Here is a 22,593-nt window from a genome sequence, read left to right as displayed (position 1 = left end):
CTGCCTGTTTAGTGCTATACATCGCTTAGATAACGATGCTTTCAACCACTCGGCTTACTACATCTCGCTCAGGTGTGGCCCTGCGCAGCATGACTGGCTTAGATTCGCTTGAAGAGGGTGCCTCAAGCGCCATGCGCCGAGGGATCCCTAAACATGGTGCTTTCTCGCCATTGACCAGCTGGCCGTGGTAATGCTGCAAATGTTGCCGGAATTCCGTCAGAGTGGGGCGCTTTTCTGGCTGGTGCAGGCCTTCAATAAAGCAGCGCTCAAACAGTTGCTGCAATGTATCAGGGATCATTTGCCACAATAAGTACCATTCACCCAGAGGGATATGGTGCTGGCCATCGGCACTAATGTTACAACGCGCATAAGGGAAAAAGCCCTTCGTCATATTATCCGCTAAGCTTTCCCCTCCTTGATGATCAAACGGGTGTCGCCCCATCATTAACGTCATAAAGGTGATCATCGCCACGGCGTAACAATCGGAGGCAGCATTACGTCGCGTCTCTTTCAGTGATTTCCCCCGAAATTCGGGCGGTAGCAGGCTTGGGTGACCAACGGTACAGGCAAAAACTTGCTCATCAGAATGTGGGATTTGAAAACTGTCGCAATCGAGCAATGTGACTGTGCCGGTATGTGGGTCGCACAACAAATTGTGCGGATTAAGATCCCCGACAAAAATATTTTGCTGATGCAAAGCATCCAGCGTGGCCAGTAGATTGAGCAGATAGCCCACTAACTCGATGCGATTGAGTGCCGGCGCATGCTGATGATACAAATTAGGATGAATCAGCTTGGCCAGCGGAAATCCACGGGCATGGTACATGGCATAGCCCAGCCAGTTTTGCATCTCATCAAAAATCAGTACCCGCGGCCAGGCTAACGGCAACGTACGCAGCGCAGCAGACATGCTGATCTGTTGGGTGATTTTCGCTCGTTGCTCTTTACTGTAAGCGGGCAGCGCTCTACGCCCAGCGTGGTAACATTTGATGAGAATGTCAGGTTGGTGCTGCAGGGCAAATACCGTGCCTTCACCGCCGCGGCCAATGTATGCCCCTAAACGGCGAAAATGACCGTGAATATCCAGAATTTTATCGCCCGGATTCACAGCGCTTCCCAACCTAAGGTATCAACTTCTTCGGTATCTGGCATATCCGGATGGGATTGGCTCAGGCGCTCCATGCTGGCGGACAGCCATTGGAAAAACTCGCGAAAACGCAGTCCACGTAGGCGCATCGGTTTACGCTCACCAAAGTGCGTTAACACATTTAAATCCGCATCTGGGCCCATGGCAATCGAATACACCGAGAGTTTTTTCTGATCGGCCAGAGTCTGACAACGTACAGCTGCTGAGCGCCATTCATCAGTAGGCACTCCATCTGTCATCAAAATCAGCCACGGCTGGTGGTAAGCCACTCCCGCTTTTTGATAGGCACGTTTACGCGCTTCCAAGATATCCAAACCGGCATGTACTGCGGCGCCCATCGGGCTATCACCACTGGCAACAAAGTTATCTACGTTCTCAATTTGTCGAACGGGTGTCAGCGGCAGTTGCGGGATCACTCGATGACCAAACGTCACCACGCCCACTTCCACTGATTGCCCCGCATAATCATCATGCTTCACCGCTTGAATGAATTGCTGCAACCCCTGATTTAGCTCGCGGATAGCAATGTCGTACATACTGTAGGACGTATCCAGCACCAAGATGCAGGGGCAGCGGTGCGAAGGGTTATCAATCAGATCGTAATAAGACTGTAGCGGCTTGGTCATTGATGGTGTGTTCTTTCAACGGGCCTGAGAGCGCATGCAGCGCGGCAGGCGAAATGATCGGTAATTGCTGGATATAAGCGTCATGATTACGCCATTTATTAAACGTATCCTGAAGGATTTTGCGATAAACCAGTCATTTATTACAAACCCCCGTTGTTGAGTGATGCATCCGAGTCTAAGCACTCATTTTTGCGTTCGAAAATGAATGATAAGGAAAGGCGGTAAAAGTTCAGTTATGCATCTACACTCATTAACGCTGCGTAGGGGGAGCTTTATCCGTGAGCTTTATGTATGTGTAGAGATGAAAAACGAGAACAAGTGCGGGAAATCGTCCTTCTCGAGCGAAATGAGACTCCAGAGGTATGAGGTATTGGCTATAAATCGGTGGTTAAATACACAAAAAACGTGATTTAGTTCAATGTTTGCGCGCTTGAAGTGTTTTTCGATAAAAAGGGTGAATTAGCCCTTGCGTCTTTTCGGCGCCGCCCTATAATGCGCTCCCTGTCGGCACGGAACGAAACGCGAAAGCAAATCGGACGTGAAGCGACATTGCTCTTTAAAAAGTTAATCAGACAATCTGTGTGGGCACTCGTTTGAGAATGCTGATATCCAAAAGATATTAAGTTAAACGAGTGACTGAACAATTTATTTGCCAGTTTATTCGAGCGACAAACTTTAAATTGAAGAGTTTGATCATGGCTCAGATTGAACGCTGGCGGCAGGCCTAACACATGCAAGTCGAGCGGTAACACAGAGGAGCTTGCTTCTTGGGTGACGAGCGGCGGACGGGTGAGTAATGCCTGGGGATCTGCCCGATAGAGGGGGATAACTACGGGAAACTGTAGCTAATACCGCATAACGTCTACGGACCAAAGTGGGGGCTCTTCGGACCTCATGCTATCGGATGAACCCAGGTGGGATTAGCTAGTTGGTGAGGTAATGGCTCACCAAGGCGACGATCTCTAACTGGTTTGAGAGAATGACCAGTCACACTGGAACTGAGACACGGTCCAGACTCCTACGGGAGGCAGCAGTGGGGAATATTGCACAATGGGCGCAAGCCTGATGCAGCCATGCCGCGTGTGTGAAGAAGGCCTTCGGGTTGTAAAGCACTTTCAGCGGGGAGGAAGGGTCACTAGCTAATACCTAGTGGCATTGACGTTACTCGCAGAAGAAGCACCGGCTAACTCCGTGCCAGCAGCCGCGGTAATACGGAGGGTGCAAGCGTTAATCGGAATTACTGGGCGTAAAGCGCACGCAGGCGGTTTGTTAAGTCAGATGTGAAATCCCCGAGCTCAACTTGGGAACTGCATTTGAAACTGGCAAGCTAGAGTCTTGTAGAGGGGGGTAGAATTCCAGGTGTAGCGGTGAAATGCGTAGAGATCTGGAGGAATACCGGTGGCGAAGGCGGCCCCCTGGACAAAGACTGACGCTCAGGTGCGAAAGCGTGGGGAGCAAACAGGATTAGATACCCTGGTAGTCCACGCTGTAAACGATGTCGATTTGGAGGTTGTGCCCTTGAGGTGTGGCTTCCGGAGCTAACGCGTTAAATCGACCGCCTGGGGAGTACGGCCGCAAGGTTAAAACTCAAATGAATTGACGGGGGCCCGCACAAGCGGTGGAGCATGTGGTTTAATTCGATGCAACGCGAAGAACCTTACCTACTCTTGACATCCAGAGAACTTTCCAGAGATGGATTGGTGCCTTCGGGAACTCTGAGACAGGTGCTGCATGGCTGTCGTCAGCTCGTGTTGTGAAATGTTGGGTTAAGTCCCGCAACGAGCGCAACCCTTATCCTTTGTTGCCAGCGATTCGGTCGGGAACTCAAAGGAGACTGCCGGTGATAAACCGGAGGAAGGTGGGGATGACGTCAAGTCATCATGGCCCTTACGAGTAGGGCTACACACGTGCTACAATGGCATATACAAAGGGCGGCAAGCTAGCGATAGTGAGCGAATCCCATAAAGTATGTCGTAGTCCGGATTGGAGTCTGCAACTCGACTCCATGAAGTCGGAATCGCTAGTAATCGCGGATCAGAATGCCGCGGTGAATACGTTCCCGGGCCTTGTACACACCGCCCGTCACACCATGGGAGTGGGTTGCAAAAGAAGTAGGTAGCTTAACCTTCGGGAGGGCGCTTACCACTTTGTGATTCATGACTGGGGTGAAGTCGTAACAAGGTAACCGTAGGGGAACCTGCGGTTGGATCACCTCCTTACCTGAGATATTTGGCGCTTAAGCTGAGTGTTCACACAGATTGTTTGATGTGTCTTCGGATGCACAACTGCTCTTTAAAAATTTGAAAACAAGCTGAAAAATAACTGAAGTTCTTGAGAACAAGCGACTTGAGAAACTGGCAACGACCAGTTTAGTGACTAGCATTCAGCCCGACATTATTTTGGGTTGTATGGTTAAGTGACTAAGCGTACACGGTGGATGCCTTGGCAGTCAGAGGCGATGAAGGACGTGCTACCCTGCGAAAAGGGTTGGTGAGCTGGGATGGAGCGCTATAGCCAACCATGTCCGAATGGGGAAACCCACCTAAGATAACTTAGGTATCGTTAAGTGAATACATAGCTTAACGAGGCGAACCGGGAGAACTGAAACATCTAAGTACCCCGAGGAAAAGAAATCAACCGAGATTCCGTTAGTAGCGGCGAGCGAACGCGGAGCAGCCCAGAGTCTGAATCAGTGGATGCGTTAGTGGAACGGATTGGAAAGTCCGGCGATACAGGGTGATAGCCCCGTACACGAAGACGCATTGCTGTGAGCTCGATGAGTAGGACGGGACACGTGGTATCCTGTTTGAAGATGGGGGGACCATCCTCCAAGGCTAAATACTCCTGACTGACCGATAGCGAACCAGTACCGTGAGGGAAAGGCGAAAAGAACCCCTGTGAGGGGAGTGAAATAGAACCTGAAACCGTGTACGTACAAGCAGTGGGAGCACCTTCGTGGTGTGACTGCGTACCTTTTGTATAATGGGTCAGCGACTTACATTTTGTAGCAAGGTTAACCGAATAGGGGAGCCGTAGGGAAACCGAGTCTTAATAGGGCGAATTAGTTGCAAGGTGTAGACCCGAAACCCGGTGATCTAGCCATGGGCAGGTTGAAGGTTGGGTAACACTAACTGGAGGACCGAACCGACTAATGTTGAAAAATTAGCGGATGACTTGTGGCTGGGGGTGAAAGGCCAATCAAACCGGGAGATAGCTGGTTCTCCCCGAAAGCTATTTAGGTAGCGCCTCGGACGAACACCTACGGGGGTAGAGCACTGTTAAGGCTAGGGGGTCATCCCGACTTACCAACCCTTTGCAAACTCCGAATACCGTAGAGTGCTATCCGGGAGACACACGGCGGGTGCTAACGTCCGTCGTGAAGAGGGAAACAACCCAGACCGCCAGCTAAGGTCCCAAAGTCATGGTTAAGTGGGAAACGATGTGGGAAGGCTTAGACAGCTAGGATGTTGGCTTAGAAGCAGCCATCATTTAAAGAAAGCGTAATAGCTCACTAGTCGAGTCGGCCTGCGCGGAAGATGTAACGGGGCTAAACCATGCACCGAAGCTGCGGCAATGACGCTTAGGCGTTATTGGGTAGGGGAGCGTTCTGTAAGCGGTTGAAGGTGTACTGTGAGGTATGCTGGACGTATCAGAAGTGCGAATGCTGACATAAGTAACGATAAAGCGGGTGAAAAGCCCGCTCGCCGGAAGACCAAGGGTTCCTGTTCAACGTTAATCGGAGCAGGGTGAGTCGACCCCTAAGGCGAGGCTGAAAAGCGTAGTCGATGGGAAACGGGTTAATATTCCCGTACTTGTGGTAACTGCGAAGGGGGGACGGAGAAAGTTAGGCTATCCGGGCGACGGTTGTCCCGGTTTAAGCGTGAAGGTGGAGAGACTAGGCAAATCCGGTCTTTCATTAACACTGAGGCGTGATGACGAAGCACTACGGTGCTGAAGTAGCTGATACTACGCTTCCAGGAAAAGCCTCTAAGCATCAGGTTACCAGAAATCGTACCCCAAACCGACACAGGTGGTCAGGTAGAGAATACTCAGGCGCTTGAGAGAACTCGGGTGAAGGAACTAGGCAAAATGGTGCCGTAACTTCGGGAGAAGGCACGCTGATGGTAGGTGAAGTCCCTCGCGGATGGAGCTGAAATCAGTCGAAGATACCAGCTGGCTGCAACTGTTTATTAAAAACACAGCACTGTGCAAACACGAAAGTGGACGTATACGGTGTGACGCCTGCCCGGTGCCGGAAGGTTAATTGATGGGGTTAGCGAAAGCGAAGCTCTTGATCGAAGCCCCGGTAAACGGCGGCCGTAACTATAACGGTCCTAAGGTAGCGAAATTCCTTGTCGGGTAAGTTCCGACCTGCACGAATGGCGTAATGATGGCCAGGCTGTCTCCACCCGAGACTCAGTGAAATTGAAATCGCTGTGAAGATGCAGTGTACCCGCGGCAAGACGGAAAGACCCCGTGAACCTTTACTATAGCTTGACACTGAACATTGAGCCTTGATGTGTAGGATAGGTGGGAGGCATTGAAACGTGAACGCCAGTTTGCGTGGAGCCGACCTTGAAATACCACCCTTTAATGTTTGATGTTCTAACGTTGTCCCGTAATCCGGGATACGGACAGTGTCTGGTGGGTAGTTTGACTGGGGCGGTCTCCTCCTAAAGAGTAACGGAGGAGCACGAAGGTTAGCTAAGCATGGTCGGACATCATGCGGTTAGTGCAAAGGCAGAAGCTAGCTTAACTGCGAGACGGACAGGTCGAGCAGATACGAAAGTAGGTCTTAGTGATCCGGTGGTTCTGAATGGAAGGGCCATCGCTCAACGGATAAAAGGTACTCCGGGGATAACAGGCTGATACCGCCCAAGAGTTCATATCGACGGCGGTGTTTGGCACCTCGATGTCGGCTCATCACATCCTGGGGCTGAAGTTGGTCCCAAGGGTATGGCTGTTCGCCATTTAAAGTGGTACGCGAGCTGGGTTTAGAACGTCGTGAGACAGTTCGGTCCCTATCTGTCGTGGGCGTTGGATGATTGAGGGGGGCTGCTCCTAGTACGAGAGGACCGGAGTGGACGCATCTCTGGTGTTCCGGTTGTCACGCCAGTGGCATTGCCGGGTAGCTAAATGCGGAAGAGATAAGCGCTGAAAGCATCTAAGCGCGAAACTTGCCCCGAGATGAGTCATCCCTGAGGCTTAAAGCCTCCTAAAGGGTTGTTGGAGACTACGACGTAGATAGGCAGGGTGTGTAAGCGTAGCGATACGTTGAGCTAACCTGTACTAATTGCCCGTGAGGCTTAACCATACAACGCCAAAGTGATGTTGGATGAATGAAGTCACGAGTTACTTGTTCAAAGAACAATACATCAGTTATTTAGCTTGTTTTTAGATTTTAACTCTGGCGCGAGACACAAGTAGTGTACGCGATAGAGAAACAGAATTTGCCTGGCGGCGATAGCGCGGTGGTCCCACCTGACCCCATGCCGAACTCAGAAGTGAAACGCCGTAGCGCCGATGGTAGTGTGGGGTCTCCCCATGCGAGAGTAGGGAACTGCTAGGCATCAAATAAGTGAAGAGCCCATCCGTTAGGATGGGCTTTTTGCGTTTGGGGTTACCCAGATTTCGTTTGTTATCTTTAGGGTGCTTTGATTTGGATTTAGCTAGTTGTTCGTATGCCTGAGAGTGTTCTCTTTTCTGCGCTGCTTGAGCGTTGCTTCAGCGAACTATCTCATGCACATATATAAACGCTGTATTTAGCCCTTTTCCCGACTCGTTCAGTTCAACTCGCGTTTGTTAGCGCGACAGTATCCTATCAATCACGATCGTTATTATCTGAGTGGATAAGCTGTTAGGTTTACATAGCAATAAAAAACCAGCTCGAAAGCTGGTCTTTGGGGTCTTGATATTACTCGTGTATTAAAAGCCTGAGGTGTCTTTAAACAAACCGACTTTCAGATCTGTCGCGGTATAGATGACGCGGCCATCGACTTCAACTTCACCATCCGCCATACCCATAATCAACTTACGATTAATCAGGCGCTTGATATGGATGCGGTAAACTACTTTCTTGGCTGTAGGTAGGATCTGACCAGTGAATTTCACTTCACCTACACCTAATGCGCGGCCTTTGCCTTCACCACCAGTCCAGCCTAGGAAGAAGCCAACCAGCTGCCACATGGCATCCAGTCCTAAGCAGCCAGGCATTACTGGATCGCCAGGGAAGTGGCACGCAAAGAACCAAAGATCTGGATTGATATCCAGTTCGGCTTCGATATAGCCTTTACCAAAGTTACCTTCGGTTTCAGACATTTTGACGATGCGATCCATCATCAGCATATTAGGTGCTGGTAATTGTGGACCGGTTTCACCGAATAACTCACCGCGGCTGGAGGCCAGCAGATCTTCCTTGGAATATGAAAAACGTTTCATCAACATAGCGTACAACGTCTGGTAGTGAATTCTGCCACTAACTTAGCGAACACTTGTACGCTGAACAACTCCGATCAGCTGTGGTTGAACCAGTTAGTCCATCGTAACCACCATGGAGTCGTTTGCTGTTCGGTCTGATTAAGTTGCTCGATTCGCTGCTCAATCAATCCTAACAGGGATGGTTGTTTCTCATCATCACTGTCAAATGGTAGACCTGTTAACAACGATAGCGCCTCTGAGGCATGCTCAACAGCATAAACGTGGAAGGTTCCATCTTTTACTGCTTCAACGACATCGTCAGATAAACACAGATGACGAAGATTGCTGGCGGGTAAAATGATGCCTTGTTCGCCAGTTAATCCGCGGTTTTCACATACGGCAAAGAAGCCTTCAATTTTTTCATTGATGCCACCAACCGGTTGGACACGGCCAAATTGGTCAACGGCGCCCGTGATAGCGATTGATTGCGAGACAGGCTGTAATGACAGAGCGCTAACTAAGGCGCATAATTCAGCCAGAGACGCGCTATCACCGTCAACCTCACCGTAGGACTGCTCAAAGACTAGCGATGCGGAGAAAGGTAGCTGTTGCTCCAAGGCTAGCTCTGATGCTAAGTAGGCTTGCATGATCATCATGCCTTTGGCGTGAATATTACCGCCGAGCTCAACTTTACGCTCCACGTCAGAAATGTCACCATCACCCAGATGCACAACACAACTGATGCGAGAAGGCTCGCCAAAAGCAAAAGGATGACCAGGATATTCGAGGACTGATAAGCCATTGACTTGGCCAATCTGAGCGCCTTCGGTGTCAATAAAGACCTGTCCGCGGTGAATATCATCCATTGCTCTCTCTGGCAAATATCCAGCGCGGTCACGACGAGCATGAATAGCATTTGATAATGCCTCGGCGCTAATCGGCTCATCATCCGATTCAAGACTGGCTTCGGCCAGCAGCGCCTCTAGCCAGAGCGGGCACAGTGGCAAGCGTTGTTGGTCGTTCGTTTCTCTCGCGCCAGCATGTAACAAAATTGGCCATGCGTCTTGCTTTAATGATGGAAGTTCCAGTTCATTGGCAAGGCTGTTGACATAACCTAGCCAAGCAGAGAGTGTTTCATCTGAGTCGATTTCCAGATCATCTTCAATTTCCGTGTACATTGAAAGAGTATCCAGATCCGGCTCAAGCTCGCCGAATTCAGCCATGCTGAAACGATCGCCGACTAAAATGAGGCGCAGATCAAGTGGCATGGAAGGAATAGGTAGCGGTAATGGTTTGCTGTCGTTTGCATTACACCACTGGAATTGTTTACTCAGCAGGGTTTTTCGCAGTTGTAACCAGATTTCGGGCTGAATGAGCAGTGTGCGAAGAGGAAGAACTAAATAACCACCATTGGCTTTATGGATAAGTCCTGGCTCCATAATAATCTGGTTATTGAACTCTTTAACGCTACCGAATAACTGTTCCCACGAGACCCATTCAGCATAGGCACAGACCGTATTTGCGGCGAAATTATCGGCATCGGATGTCGCAGATGCACCATTAACGCGTAACGTATGGCTATCAAACTGATAATGAAAGCCTATTGTCTCTTCTAGAGGCGGTATACGCTCACGTACCGCTTCGGCGAGCAGAGAAAGGTAGCGTTGGTTTTCTTTGCCTTTCACTAGCAGGAACGATGGATTAGTGCGAAGACGACAAAAACGATCCAGACTGTCGGCAAGTCTTGGCTGAATATCTAGGAATGAGTAAGGTGGTTGTTCATCCGCGCTGGAAAATAGCGGCATGTACTGTTCAGTATTCGGCAAAAGTTGCTGCCATTCGAGTTCTTGTTTAGTCAAGTTCGTACACTGCATAATGAATTGAGAGTGAGATTATAACAAATTTACCCTATGATACGGCGCTTGTATGTAAGCGCACTGTGTCTGCATTTGTTATCATGATTTTCGTTTAGAATATACCGCCCGCTGAGATTTTAACAATGAAATATCAACAACTTGACAATTTAGAAAGTGGTTGGAAATGGAAATACTTGGTCAAAAAAGCGCAGGCAGGTGAAAATATCACGCACTACACAGAAAGCAGTGCGGTGGAAGATGCCGTTTTGCGTTTACAAGAGTGTGCGAATAATCCAGAAGAAATCTCTGCATGGATTGCTGCCAATCTAAATCCGGCGCTGGATATCAAACTTAAGCAAGTAGTCAGAGCGACCCGTAAGCGCTATTTCGATGCTGAAAAAACGGCAACGAGAAAAAAATCAATCGATTTGGAATATGCGGTGTGGAAGAAACTTTCAGAGCGTGCAAATGAACTTGGAATGACATTGTCAGCGACCATCACGCATCTTTTGGACGAGTCGAGCACGAAAAAGCGTTATCAGAGTCAAGTTGACGAAGTAAGAAAAGATTTGGTTGAGTTACTCAAAAAATAAACCCCGCAATGCGGGGTTTATTTTATTCAGAGTTCAAGCATTACTGCTGAGCTTCAACAACTTGCTCTTTAACACCTTGAACTTCGATTTCTACACGGCGGTCTGGAGCCAGGCAAGAAATCAGAGCGTTACGGTTCTTGATACCGTCACACTTGTTACCAGTTACTGGGTCAGCTTTACCGCGACCTTCTACAGTCAGCATGTTAGCTGGAGCACCCAGGCTTTCCAGGTAGCTAGCAACAGATTGAGCACGCTCTTGAGACAGCTTCATGTTGAAAGCATCGGAACCGATACGGTCAGTGTAACCAATGATAACAGCAGTCTTGTCTTTCAGACCCATGTTCTGGATTTCAGCGTACATCTTCTGCAGAGCTTGCTGACCTTCTGGCTTCAGAGTTGCTTTACCGAAGTTGAACAGAACGTCAGAAGTCAGAGTGAAACGCTTGGTTTCGATTTCTGGAGCTGGAGCTGGAACTGGAGCAGGGGCTGCCTCTACAGTTTGACCGAAACGGTAAGATACACCGAAGGTCAGCAGGCCGTTGTCAGCTGAAGCGCCAACTTGGTTGCTGTTACCCAGTTTGTTGGTGTATTGGTATTCCAGACGGCCAGCCCAGTTGTCGTTGAATGCGTATTCTGCACCAACAGCAGCCAGTGCGCGAACACCAGTTTCGTGACGGTTGAATTCAGATGCTTCAGCATTACCTTTCATGTCAGCACGGTAACCCATAGCACCCAGACGGGTGTACAGATCCAGATCTTGCATTACTGGGTAGCTGAACTTACCGCTCAGTTGGATACCTTGAGTACGCAGGTCGCCATTGTCGTTTTTCAGCTTGTTCAGGTAGTCGTAGCCCATTTCAACTGCGAACCATGGGTTTACTTGGTAACCACCAAATACACCGCCACCCAGAGAGTTCTTGCTGAAGTGAGTAGAACGGCTCAGTACGTTGTCAGAACCGAAGAAATCTTGGTTCTTCTCAGTGCTGAAGTAGTTGGACCAACCCAGCTTAGCACCAGTGTACCAAGTACCTTCTTGTGGAGCTGCTTGAGTAGATGCAGCGAATGCCATACCGGCCAGAGCCAGAGCGATTGCAGTTTTTTTCATCTTGCGCCTCGTTATCATCAATGAAAGGCATAAATTTTGCGCGAAAAACTCACAGGTCTTTCGTCATTCTTGAATGAACATTCCTTTGTTAGCAAGTATTAAAATACCTGCCCAAATGTTCCATTCTTAGTAATAAGTCTACCGAGAGTTTTAAAAGATACAAGACTAACGTGATTAAGTTCGCAAACAGTTACACATGTAAACGAACGGGTAAAGAAAATGAATAACATATCGTGTTGATTTTTAATCACAAAAACATTTAGTTATTGTTTTTTAATATAAATAAATAGACTAGATTTGTGTGTTTGTACAAAAAAAGATCGATAAACCTATCTAGAGTTGCTTAATTGGTTGCATAATTATTTTGTTTTTTGTCACAAAAAAAGAGTTTTTCCGGTATCTGCGCAGGTTATTAACGCGAAAATGAAATATCTCGTGTGGATAAAAAGTAGGCGAATGAGATTTCTGATGTATATAATTGCGTCAATAATGTGACGGCTGGTGTTGCTTAATGTGTCAAAAATCGCGAAGATAGCCTCGATTTCATAGTGATGAGATCCGCTTCTGAAACTTATTGCGATTTTACAAATTATTGCGTGTTACAAATTAAAGGGAGAGCTTGTTATCACTCTTGTTTAAGAGCTCGAAGCAAGCAGTTATGGAGGGGAGCCATGAACACTGTAGATAAGAATCTGATCAAGAAAGCGTGTGAAGTATTCTCTGGTTGTTTTGGTGAAGTTAAATCACGCTCTATGTTTGGCGGCTTCGGCTTATATCAAGGGGATGTGATGTTTGCCGTAGTTTCAGAGGATCATCTTTATCTGCGTGCATGTACGGGGTTGGAAGCCCGCTTTATTGCACGAGGAATGACGCCTTTTGTTTATACCAAACGTGGTCGTCCAGTTATGTTGCGTTATTACAAAGTCGAACAAGCAACATGGGATAACGTAGAGCAATTGATCGCAATGGCAACACATGCTTTGAATGGTGCGCGAGCCGATAAAGAAGAAAAACGCGGTGGTTTAGCAAAGCGGTTAAAAGACCTGCCAAATATGGGGCTATCAACTGAGCGTTTACTTAGAAAAGCAGGCATTAGTACAATCAGTGAATTGCAAGCCTTGGGGGCTGTTGCTGCTTATATCCAAGTTAAATCTCAGTGCAGTGATGTGACAGAAAAATTGTTGTGGGCGCTGGCTGGTGCCTTGGAAGGATGTCATGCTGCAGCGTTACCTCCGTTAGTGAAAGAACAACTGGCCAACACACTACGTGAAAATTACGGCTTCACTGTAGTTACTCGCTGAAATCAGATATTTACCATAACAGCTTCATTATAAAGGTTTTAATGCATAAAACCTTATCTTGTTAGTCTGGGAGTTAAAAAAGAGAGCAGTGCTTAGGCATAGCTCTCTTTTTTGTTGCGTATCGATAACGAATCCCAATCAAATTAAGTTACAGCTGTATCATCATTTTCAGTGTGCATCTAATTTACATCATTGAAATTGATAGGTTTTATCTCATTGTGTTCGTGGCTGATGAAGTTGCTTCTACCGATTGTCCTCATTGACTTTATGTTACCTTTTGGTGTAAAAAATATGTGAATAATGTTTTTAATCATGATGGGATGTTGGAGTGATTAAAAACTACATATCTATTCACCGGTATTACCCGTGAATACTCTCCTATCTGAATGCTATTGAGGGTAAGAGGATGACATCGGAAGTCCTTGCTCATCATTGGTCTTTTGCAATCTTCGTACTGGCGATTATTGCTCTGTGCTTATTTATGGTTGGAACTGCCTCATTGCTGGGGGGGAAGGCATGGGGACGTTCTAAGAATCAGCCGTTTGAGTCCGGAGTCGATTCTGTTGGTAGTGCTCGCCTGCGTTTCTCAGCCAAATTCTATTTGGTGGCCATGATTTTCGTGATCTTTGATGTCGAGGCCTTATACCTGTTTGCCTGGTCTGTTTCCGTCAGGGAGAGCGGTTGGTTGGGATTAATTGAGGCATCCGTCTTTATTGTCGTGCTGCTCATAGGTTTGTTTTACCTGTGGCGGATTGGGGCACTGGATTGGACCCCTGAAAAGTCAAAGCGCGGTGTAAGTCAGAGCGCTTCACATAAGCAGTAATTACAAGGATTGTTGTATGAAGTACACATTAACCCGCATAGATCCGGATGCTTTACCTGCCCGCTATCCGATGGAGAAAAAAGAAACTGTCGAAGATCCTTTATCGGAGCAGATTAACCGCAGTGTTTTTATGGGCAAGCTGGAGGATGTTTTGCATTCAACGGTGAATTGGGGGCGTAAGAACTCCTTATGGCCTTACAACTTCGGCTTGTCATGCTGTTATGTGGAAATGACGACGGCGTTTACTTCTCCGCATGATGTGGCTCGTTTTGGTGCCGAAGTGATCAGGGCATCTCCGCGTCAAGCTGATTTCATGGTCGTGGCGGGAACCTGTTTTATTAAAATGGCCCCTGTTATTCAACGCCTGTATGAGCAAATGCTTGAGCCGAAGTGGGTGATATCCATGGGGGCATGTGCTAATTCCGGTGGCATGTATGACATCTACTCGGTAGTGCAAGGTGTCGATAAGTTTTTGCCGGTGGATGTGTATATCCCGGGTTGCCCTCCGCGTCCGGAAGCGTTTTTACAAGCCTTGATGTTATTACAAGAATCGATTGGCAAGGAAAGACGCCCGTTGTCATGGGTTGTCGGTGACCAAGGTATTTACCGAGCACAAATGACACCGGAAAAAGATCTTAAGCGCGAAGAACGAATTCAGATAAAAAATCTGCGCACACCTGATGAAGTATAACGAGCAGGAGTTGCTCTGAAATGACCATGGAATTGCACTCTCAAATACAGCCACAGGTCGATGGCTGGCCGGCTCAAAATCATCAGGATAATCCGGTGATCGGTGAGCTTATTTCTCGTTTTGGCCGTGAGATGTTCACGTTACAAACGAGCAAAACAGGCATGCCGGTTATTTGGTTGCCTAAATCGGCATTAGTGGATGTTATTTCCTTTTTAAAAAAAATTCCTAAGCCTTATAACATGCTGTATGACTTGCATGCTGTCGATGAGCGGTTACGCACACATCGTGAACAGCTGGTCGCGCAGGATTTTACGGTTTTCTATCATTTATTGTCGGTTGAGCGAAACAGTGATGTTTTACTCAAAGTGGCATTGTCGGAAAAAAGTCTCACTCTCCCAAGTATCACTTCAATTTTCAGTAACGCTAACTGGTATGAGCGTGAGGTTTGGGATTTATTTGGTATCACTTTTACCGGCCATCCTCATCTGACTCGCATCATGATGCCAAAGTCTTGGCAAGGTCATCCTCTGCGCAAAGATTTCCCAGCGCGAGCAACCGAATTCGACCCGTTTGCATTGGATGTGGCTAAACAAGATTTAGAACAAGAGGCGCTGCGTTTTAAACCCGAAGACTGGGGGATGCGCAAGGGCACCGATAACGAAGACTTCATGTTCTTGAACCTTGGCCCTAATCATCCATCGGCACACGGCGCATTTCGCATCGTTTTACAGCTCGATGGCGAAGAAATAGTCGATTGTGTCCCTGATATTGGCTACCACCACCGTGGTGCGGAGAAAATGGCCGAGCGCCAGTCTTGGCATAGTTATATTCCGTATACCGATCGCGTCGAATACTTAGGCGGAGTGATGAATAACTTGCCTTATGTCTTGGCGGTTGAAAAACTGGCTGGGATCCAAGTCCCCGCCAAAGTAGAAGTGATCCGGGTAATGCTTGCCGAGCTGTTTCGAATCAACAGCCATCTTCTGTTCCTCGGCACCTATATTCAGGATGTCGGCGCGATGACGCCGGTGTTCTATGCATTTTCCGATCGGCAGCGCATTTACAACATCATTGAAGCGATCACGGGGGCGCGCATGCATCCTGCGTGGTTTCGCATTGGTGGCGTTGCACATGATTTACCACAAGGCTGGCAGCGTCTGGTGCGCGAGTTTTTGGACTGGTTACCAAAACGCTTAGAAAGTTACGTTACCGCAGCGCTGCGTAATAGCATTTTGCGTGGACGTACCATTGGGGTGGCGGCTTACAACACCCAGCAAGCGTTGGAGTGGGGCGTGACGGGCGCAGGCTTACGGGCCACTGGGTTAGGATTAGATATCCGCAAGTGGCGGCCTTATTCAGGTTATCAGAACTTTGATTTTGAGGTGCCAACCGGTAGCAATGGGGATGCTTACGATAGGGCATTAGTGCGAGTCGAGGAGATCCGCCAGAGCTTGCGTATTGTGGAGCAATGTTTGAACAACATGCCGGAGGGGCCGTATAAAGCCGATCATCCACTGACCACGCCACCGCCAAAAGAGCGCGCATTGCAGCATATCGAAACGCTTATCAACCACTTCTTGCAAGTCTCGTGGGGGCCGATTATGCCTGCTAATGAGTCGTTTCAGATGATTGAGGCGACCAAGGGTGCTAACAGCTATTACTTGACTAGCGATGGCAGCACCATGAGCTACCGTACCCGCATTCGTACTCCAAGCTTTGCGCATTTGCAGCAAATTCCGAGTGTGATCCGTGGCAGCCTTGTATCAGATCTGATTGTTTATCTGGGCAGTATTGATTTTGTTATGTCGGATGTGGATCGGTGATTATGGACAATCAAGCAGAAAATTCACTACAACAGTTTGTCTTGCCGGCGGCGCTAAAAGCCGAGATCCAGCATGAGATGTCGCATTATGAAGATCCACGCGCGGCATCCATTGAAGCGCTGAAATTAGTGCAAAAACATTTCGGTTGGGTTTGTGATGAGGCCATTGAAGCTATTGCTGAAGTGTTGTCTATTCCCGCGAGCGATGTTGAAGGCGTGGCGACCTTTTATAGTCAAATTTTCCGCCGTCCAGTGGGGCGTCATGTAATTCGCTATTGTGACAGTGTGGTGTGCTATATCACCGGTTATCAAGCGATACAGAAAAAATTAGAGACCCGTTTAGGCATCAAACCAGGGCAAACCACATCAGATCAGCGTTTTACACTCTTGCCGGTGTGTTGTTTGGGTAACTGCGATAAAAGTCCCACACTCATGATTGATGACGATACGCACAGCCATGTCTCGCCCGAAAGTGTTGATTTGCTGCTGGAGAAATATGAATGAGTATTTTGAGCGCAGATTCGCATCCTTTAACTTGGCGTATTCGCCCCGATTTACAGCCGGTTTGGATTGATGAGTATCGTAAGAAAGATGGCTATGCCGCTGTCGAGAAAACGCTGACCAGCATGTCAGCCTCAGATGTCATTACAGTGGTGAAAAACTCCGGTTTGCGTGGCCGTGGTGGTGCAGGTTTTTCTACCGGCATCAAATGGGGCTTGATGCCCACAGACAGCAAGTTCGATCGCAAATATCTGTTATGTAACGCCGATGAGATGGAGCCGGGTACTTATAAAGACCGTTTGCTGATGGAGCAGCTACCGCATCAGCTCGTTGAGGGCATGATCTTATCGGCCTATGCGCTAGGTGCCTATCGAGGCTATATCTTCTTGCGCGGCGAGTATGTTGAGGCTGCCGAGCGTCTGCGCCGTGCAATCAAAGAAGCCAAAGCGGCAGGGTATCTTGGCAACAATATTTTAGGCTCCGGCTTTAATTTTGAGCTGTTTGTGCACACTGGCGCGGGTCGTTATATCTGTGGTGAAGAGACCGCGTTGATTAACTCATTGGAAGGTCGGCGTGCCAATCCTAGAGCAAAACCGCCATTCCCCGCGATTGCAGGGGCGTGGGGTAAACCGACCTGTGTAAATAACGTCGAGACGCTCAACAATATCCCTTACATTCTGCATTTTGGCAGTGATTGGTATAAAGGCTTGTCTGCTGGGAAAAGCAGTGATGCAGGCACCAAATTAATGGGGTTCTCTGGCCGCGTTCGCCGCCCTGGTGTATGGGAAGTACCGTTTGGCACCACCGCGCGTGAGCTATTGGAAGAGTATGCCGGTGGCATGTTAGAGGGCTATCGCTTTAAAGCGTGGCAACCGGGTGGTGCGGGTACAGACTTTTTAATGGAAGAGCACCTTGATTTGCCGATGGATTTTGACTCTATCGCCAAAGCTGGAAGCCGTTTAGGAACCGGGCTGGCGATGGCGGTGGATGACAGCATTAACATGGTTGGCTTGGTGCGCAATCTGGAAGAGTTTTTTGCGCGCGAATCTTGTGGTTGGTGCACGCCATGCCGCGATGGATTGCCATGGAGTGTGAAGATCTTGCGTGCGTTGGAGCAAGGCCAAGGTCAGCCCGGTGATATCGAAATTCTGGAGCAGCTGTGCAGCTTTTTAGGCCCTGGGAAAACGTTTTGCGCCCATGCTCCGGGAGCCGTAGAGCCATTACAAAGCGCACTTAAATATTTCCGGTCTGAATTTGAAGCTGGGATCAGCCGTGATATTCACGGGGCGCTGCGTCAGGTGGCGGGGATACAACCGAATTTACTCAAGCAAACTTGGTAAGCGGTATGCCGGAAAGCAGGTCAGTCGTGCGAGGTTAGCAACACCTGCTGTATTAACCACCAGCTCAGTTCGTGTGGGCATAAAATAAGATTGTTAGGTATGGCGACGATTCACATTGATGGAAAGGATTTCGAGGTCAATGGTGCAGATAATCTCCTGCAGGCGTGCCTCTCATTAGGACTCGATGTCCCGTATTTTTGTTGGCATCCGGCACTGGGAAGTGTGGGCGCTTGTCGGCAATGTGCGGTGAAGCAATATCAGAATGCCGATGATAAACGCGGCCGCTTGGTGATGTCTTGTATGACACCGGCGACAGATGGCACTTACATCTCGATTGAAGATGAAGAGGCCAAAGCGTTTCGTAAAAGTGTCGTTGAATGGCTGATGCTCAACCATCCCCATGATTGTCCAGTTTGTGAGGAGGGCGGAGCTTGCCATCTGCAGGATATGACGGTGATGACCGGCCACAATACCCGCCGTTATCGCTTTACTAAGCGCACGCATAAGAATCAGGATTTAGGCCCGTTTATTGCTCATGAGATGAACCGGTGTATAGCCTGTTATCGCTGCGTTCGTTATTACAAAGATTATGCGGATGGCACTGATCTGGGCGTGTATGGCGCGCACGATAATGTCTATTTTGGGCGAGTTGAAGACGGGGCGTTGGAAAGTGAGTTCTCCGGCAACTTAATCGAAATTTGTCCTACCGGTGTATTTACCGACCAAACCCACTCTCAGCGTTATAACCGTAAATGGGATATGCAGTTTGCTCCGAGCATCTGCCAGCATTGCAGTGTCGGTTGCAATATTAGTCCGGGTGAGCGCTATGGCGAATTGCGCCGTATTGAGAACCGCTATAACGGTGCGGTGAACCACTACTTCTTATGCGATCGTGGCCGTTTTGGTTACGGTTTCGTTAATGCCAAAGATCGTCCGGTACAAGCGCAGCTGAATACCGGTGAAGGCTTTGTCACGCTAAGCCAAGAGCATGCCTTGAATTTGGCCGCCGATACGCTGCGCCATGCCAAACAGGTTATCGGTATTGGCTCTGCCCGCGCCAGCGTGGAAAGCAATTTCGCATTGCGCTCACTGGTCGGGGAACATAATTTTTATGCTGCGGTTGATGAGGCTGAGTGGCAACGCCAGCAGTTAATTTTGGATATCCTGAACACAGCCAATATTGAACTGCCTTCATTGCGTGATATTGAAGAGTACGATGCGGTTTTGGTGTTAGGCGAAGACATTACCCAAACAGCCCCGCGTATTGCTTTAGCGGTGCGTCAAGCGGCGAAAGGCAAAGCGCGCGAGATGGCGGCCGCGTTACGTGTCGATAGCTGGCAAACTGCCGCGATTCAAAATATAGGGCAACATGCCCGTCATCCCGTGATGATCACCGCGTTGGCTCCGACGCGCCTCGATGACATCGCATCAGTGACGTGGTTTGCTCATCCTGAGCAGCAAGCGGAGTTAGCGTTTAACGTTGCTGATTGTATTCAGGGCGCAGGGCATGAGTCGGTCGGTAGTGAGTCTACTACTGATGTCGCCCAGCAAATAGCGTCTTACTTATTACAAGCGAAAAAGCCACTGATTATTTCTGGCTCCTCGGCTGGCTCTGAGGCGTTGCTAAAAGCGGCCGCCAATATCGCTTTGGCATTAAAGGCGCGTCAGTCAGCGGTAGGTTTAAGTCTGGTTGTTCCCGATGTTAATAGTTTAGGTCTGGTGATGTTGGGCGCGCAGCCGCTGCAACCGGCTTTAGCGCGTTTAGCGCAAGTCGATGTCGCAATTGTGATGGAGGCGGACTTATACCGACATGCCTCGGCGGCAAGTGTGAGTCATGCGCTGTCGTCAGTGCCTCACCTGATTGTGCTTGATCATCAGCACTCCGCGACGACGGATAAAGCGACTTTACTGCTGCCAGCAGCCAGTTTTGCAGAAGCCGATGGGACAGTGATCAACCATGAAGGGCGAGCGCAGCGTTTTTATCAGGTCTACGCACCATCTTACTATGCGGAAAATAACCATGTCGCAGAAAGCTGGCAGTGGTTAACCGCATTGCAAAGTCATACGGCGACTCGGCAATCGGAGTGGACGCATTTTGATGTGGTGTCCAAGCAATGTGCGCAGACGATCCCGGCGTTGGCAAATTTGACCGCCGTCGCACCGAAGGCGGATTTTCGTATTCGCAGTTTAAAACTGGCGCGCTCTCCGCACCGTTACAGCGGTCGTACCGCGTTGCGTGCCAATATCAGTGTGCACGAGCCACGTGTGCCACAGGATGTTGACACTCCATTTGCATTTTCTATGGAAGGGTACTCTGGCTCGAAAGAGCTGTATCCCGATATTCCGTTTGTCTGGTCGCCCGGTTGGAACTCACCGCAAGCTTGGAATAAGTACCAAGATAAAGTGGGGGGACGATTAAAAGCCGGTGATCCTGGCCTGCGTCTTATCACACCGCAAGTGCATGAGCCAGCTCACTTGCATTCGTATCCTCACCAAAAGGCCGAGGTGGTTGCGGAAGGTCAGGGTTATCAAGTGGCGGGTCAGTACCACATTTTTGGTAGTGAAGAGCTGTCACAGCGCGCGGGGGTGATCCAGTCGCGTACTCCGGTGGCCACGATTGGGATCAGTGAGACGGATGCACAAAAACTGGCGGTGAATGAAGGAACGCTACTCAGCTTTAGTTGGGATAAGAATTACTTCCGTTTGCCGGTGCGTATCGACAAGCACTTGATGGCGGGCGTGGTTGCGTTACCGGTTGGTTTTGCTGGGATCCCGCTGGGCTTGTTGGGACAGGTGATCACAGATATGCAGGAGGCGGTGTTATGAGCGCATTGTCGCCAACTACGTGGTTGATCCTCACTGACGTAGCCAAAGCCATCGTGATCTTGTTGGTGGTGGTCAGCTGTGGTGCTTTTATGAGTTATGTCGAACGGCGGCTGTTAGGACTGTGGCAAGACCGTTATGGCCCGAACCGCGTTGGGCCGTTTGGCATCCTGCAGCTGGCCGCTGACATGATTAAGATGTTTTTCAAAGAAGACTGGATCCCGCCATTTGCCGACAAATTGATTTTCATGTTGGCACCACTGATAGCGATGGGCGCGTTTTTGCTGACCTTCGCCATTATTCCGATTACCCCGACTTGGGGGGTTGCGGATCTGAATATCGGTATTCTGTTTTTCTTTGCCATGGCTGGGCTCGCTGTTTATGCGGTGCTCTTTGCGGGCTGGTCGAGTAATAACAAATATTCACTGCTGGGTAGCTTACGTGCGTCGGCCCAAACCTTGAGTTACGAGGTTTTTATGGGGTTATCCCTCATGGGGATAGTGGCAATCACCGGCTCATTTAATATGCGCGACATCGTCGCAGCCCAAGAACATGTGTGGTTTGTCGTGCCGCAATTTTTAGGATTTGTCACCTTTTTGGTGGCGGCGATTGCAGTGACTCACCGTCATCCTTTTGACCAACCGGAGGCAGAGCAAGAGCTGGCTGATGGTTATCACATTGAATATGCCGGGATGAAGTGGGGCATGTTCTTTGTGGGCGAATACATAGGGATTGTCTTAATTTCAGCACTGCTAGTCACTTTGTTTTTTGGTGGCTGGCTGGGGCCAGTATTGCCGCCGATAGTCTGGTTTGTGTTGAAAACGGGCTTTTTTGTGATGTTTTTTATCCTGCTCCGGGCTTCATTGCCCCGGCCCCGATATGACCAAGTGATGGCGTTCGGCTGGAAGTTTTGCCTGCCGTTGACGCTATTCAATTTGATCGTAACGGGCGTAGTTGTGCTGTACAACGCCCAGTAACGGGTATTGCAAGGATGATGGCGATGTTAAAAGAAATTCTCATAGGAACAGGAACCCAGCTGCGCAGTTTATGGATGGTGTTTACCCATGCTTGGCGCAAGCGCGATACGCTGCAATATCCTGAAGAGCAGGTTTACCTGCCGCCACGCTACCGTGGTCGGATAGTGTTAACCCGAGATCCTGATGGCGAAGAGCGCTGTGTGGCGTGCAACTTGTGTGCTGTCGCCTGTCCGGTTGGCTGTATCTCATTACAAAAAGCGGAGCAGGAAGATGGCCGTTGGTATCCGGAGTTTTTCCGGATTAACTTCTCGCGCTGTATTTTCTGCGGTTTGTGTGAAGAGGCGTGTCCAACCACCGCTATCCAATTGACCCCAGATTTTGAGATGGGAGAGTACCGTCGCCAAGATCTGGTGTACGAGAAAGAGGATTTGTTGATTTCGGGCCCCGGTAAATACCCCGATTACAACTTTTATCGGGTATCCGGTTTGGCGATTGCCGGTAAACAAAAAGGGACGGCGCAGGATGAAGCCTTACCTATCGATACCAAGGGCTTATTACCATAAGGAGTCGG

Annotated in this window: 15 protein-coding genes and 3 rRNA genes; 13 read left to right on the top strand and 5 right to left on the bottom strand. The window is 49.0% G+C overall.

Annotated features, from left to right (window positions below; genetic code table 11):
• Window positions 1–25: 25 nt before the first annotated feature.
• Together NCTC9997_RS09515 and NCTC9997_RS09510 are read right to left on the bottom strand one after the other, a co-directional pair.
• The gene (locus NCTC9997_RS09515) at window positions 26–1,108 is read right to left on the bottom strand and encodes a protein kinase domain-containing protein (RefSeq protein WP_064977952.1); all 1,083 of its coding nucleotides are present in this window, start codon (window positions 1,106–1,108) and stop codon (window positions 26–28) included.
• Window positions 1,105–1,773 (bottom strand): vWA domain-containing protein, encoded by a 669-nt coding sequence (locus NCTC9997_RS09510; RefSeq protein ID WP_010863980.1) that lies wholly within the window; start codon window positions 1,771–1,773, stop codon window positions 1,105–1,107. Before NCTC9997_RS09510 ends, NCTC9997_RS09515 begins: the two co-directional genes overlap by 4 nt.
• 677 nt (window positions 1,774–2,450) lie before the next feature.
• Between NCTC9997_RS09510 and NCTC9997_RS09505 the strand changes: the two genes are divergently transcribed.
• From NCTC9997_RS09505 to rrf, 3 genes are all read left to right on the top strand, one after another.
• Window positions 2,451–3,992, top strand: a 16S ribosomal RNA gene (locus NCTC9997_RS09505).
• A gap of 191 nt (window positions 3,993–4,183) precedes the next feature.
• A 23S ribosomal RNA gene (locus NCTC9997_RS09500) occupies window positions 4,184–7,087 on the top strand.
• 139 nt (window positions 7,088–7,226) lie between these two features.
• Window positions 7,227–7,342: ribosomal RNA gene (rrf, locus tag NCTC9997_RS09495) — 5S ribosomal RNA — on the top strand.
• The 16S, 23S and 5S rRNA genes sit together here, the layout of an rRNA operon.
• 356 nt (window positions 7,343–7,698) lie before the next feature.
• On the opposite strand, the gene fabA is transcribed toward rrf, so the two are convergent.
• Entirely contained in the window at window positions 7,699–8,217 is a 519-nt protein-coding gene (gene fabA / locus NCTC9997_RS09490) for a bifunctional 3-hydroxydecanoyl-ACP dehydratase/trans-2-decenoyl-ACP isomerase (RefSeq protein WP_010863979.1), read from the bottom strand.
• Window positions 8,218–8,285: 68 nt separating this feature from the next.
• Window positions 8,286–10,049, bottom strand: a complete 1,764-nt coding sequence (locus NCTC9997_RS09485) for an AAA family ATPase (RefSeq protein WP_064978491.1) — start codon at window positions 10,047–10,049, stop codon at window positions 8,286–8,288.
• A gap of 140 nt (window positions 10,050–10,189) precedes the next feature.
• Between NCTC9997_RS09485 and matP the strand changes: the two genes are divergently transcribed.
• The gene (gene matP / locus NCTC9997_RS09480) at window positions 10,190–10,639 is read left to right on the top strand and encodes a macrodomain Ter protein MatP (protein ID WP_064977951.1); all 450 of its coding nucleotides are present in this window, start codon (window positions 10,190–10,192) and stop codon (window positions 10,637–10,639) included.
• Between the two features lie 40 nt (window positions 10,640–10,679).
• Here the strand turns inward: matP and ompA are convergent, their stop codons facing one another.
• Window positions 10,680–11,744 carry a porin OmpA gene (ompA, locus tag NCTC9997_RS09475; RefSeq protein ID WP_064977950.1) on the bottom strand — a complete coding sequence of 355 codons (1,065 nt, stop codon included), beginning with the start codon at window positions 11,742–11,744 and terminating at the stop codon, window positions 10,680–10,682.
• Between the two features lie 671 nt (window positions 11,745–12,415).
• Here ompA and NCTC9997_RS09470 point away from each other — a divergent pair.
• The 9 genes from NCTC9997_RS09470 to nuoI all read left to right on the top strand — a co-directional run bounded on the left by NCTC9997_RS09470 (window position 12,416) and on the right by nuoI (window position 22,585).
• Complete coding sequence (locus tag NCTC9997_RS09470; RefSeq protein ID WP_010863975.1) at window positions 12,416–13,045, top strand: TfoX/Sxy family DNA transformation protein; 630 nt, start codon at window positions 12,416–12,418, stop codon at window positions 13,043–13,045.
• 406 nt (window positions 13,046–13,451) lie between these two features.
• Complete coding sequence (locus tag NCTC9997_RS09465) at window positions 13,452–13,868, top strand: NADH-quinone oxidoreductase subunit A (RefSeq protein ID WP_064977949.1); 417 nt, start codon at window positions 13,452–13,454, stop codon at window positions 13,866–13,868.
• 16 nt (window positions 13,869–13,884) lie between these two features.
• Window positions 13,885–14,559: a NuoB/complex I 20 kDa subunit family protein gene (locus NCTC9997_RS09460; protein ID WP_010863973.1), complete on the top strand. Its 675-nt coding sequence runs from the start codon at window positions 13,885–13,887 to the stop codon at window positions 14,557–14,559.
• A 26-nt stretch (window positions 14,560–14,585) separates the two neighbouring features.
• Window positions 14,586–16,382, top strand: coding sequence for an NADH-quinone oxidoreductase subunit C/D (gene nuoC, locus NCTC9997_RS09455; protein ID WP_112866433.1), 1,797 nt, complete (start codon window positions 14,586–14,588; stop codon window positions 16,380–16,382).
• 2 nt (window positions 16,383–16,384) lie between these two features.
• Window positions 16,385–16,885, top strand: coding sequence for an NADH-quinone oxidoreductase subunit NuoE (gene nuoE / locus NCTC9997_RS09450; RefSeq protein ID WP_064977947.1), 501 nt, complete (start codon window positions 16,385–16,387; stop codon window positions 16,883–16,885).
• Entirely contained in the window at window positions 16,882–18,222 is a 1,341-nt protein-coding gene (gene nuoF / locus NCTC9997_RS09445; protein WP_064977946.1) for an NADH-quinone oxidoreductase subunit NuoF, read from the top strand. Before nuoE ends, nuoF begins: the two co-directional genes overlap by 4 nt.
• Window positions 18,223–18,321: 99 nt before the next feature.
• Window positions 18,322–21,048: an NADH-quinone oxidoreductase subunit NuoG gene (gene nuoG / locus NCTC9997_RS09440; RefSeq protein ID WP_064977945.1), complete on the top strand. Its 2,727-nt coding sequence runs from the start codon at window positions 18,322–18,324 to the stop codon at window positions 21,046–21,048.
• Complete coding sequence (nuoH, locus tag NCTC9997_RS09435) at window positions 21,045–22,022, top strand: NADH-quinone oxidoreductase subunit NuoH (protein WP_064977944.1); 978 nt, start codon at window positions 21,045–21,047, stop codon at window positions 22,020–22,022. The genes nuoG and nuoH overlap by 4 nt, the downstream gene beginning before the upstream one ends.
• A gap of 23 nt (window positions 22,023–22,045) precedes the next feature.
• Window positions 22,046–22,585 carry an NADH-quinone oxidoreductase subunit NuoI gene (nuoI, locus tag NCTC9997_RS09430; RefSeq protein ID WP_010863967.1) on the top strand — a complete coding sequence of 180 codons (540 nt, stop codon included), beginning with the start codon at window positions 22,046–22,048 and terminating at the stop codon, window positions 22,583–22,585.
• Window positions 22,586–22,593 lie beyond the last annotated feature (8 nt).

The organism is Plesiomonas shigelloides (genome assembly GCF_900087055.1).
Lineage (GTDB): Bacteria > Pseudomonadota > Gammaproteobacteria > Enterobacterales > CAMTGL01 > Plesiomonas > Plesiomonas shigelloides.
Note: the sequence above shows the minus strand (reverse complement) of the source record. Positions and strands in the feature narration are given on the sequence as shown.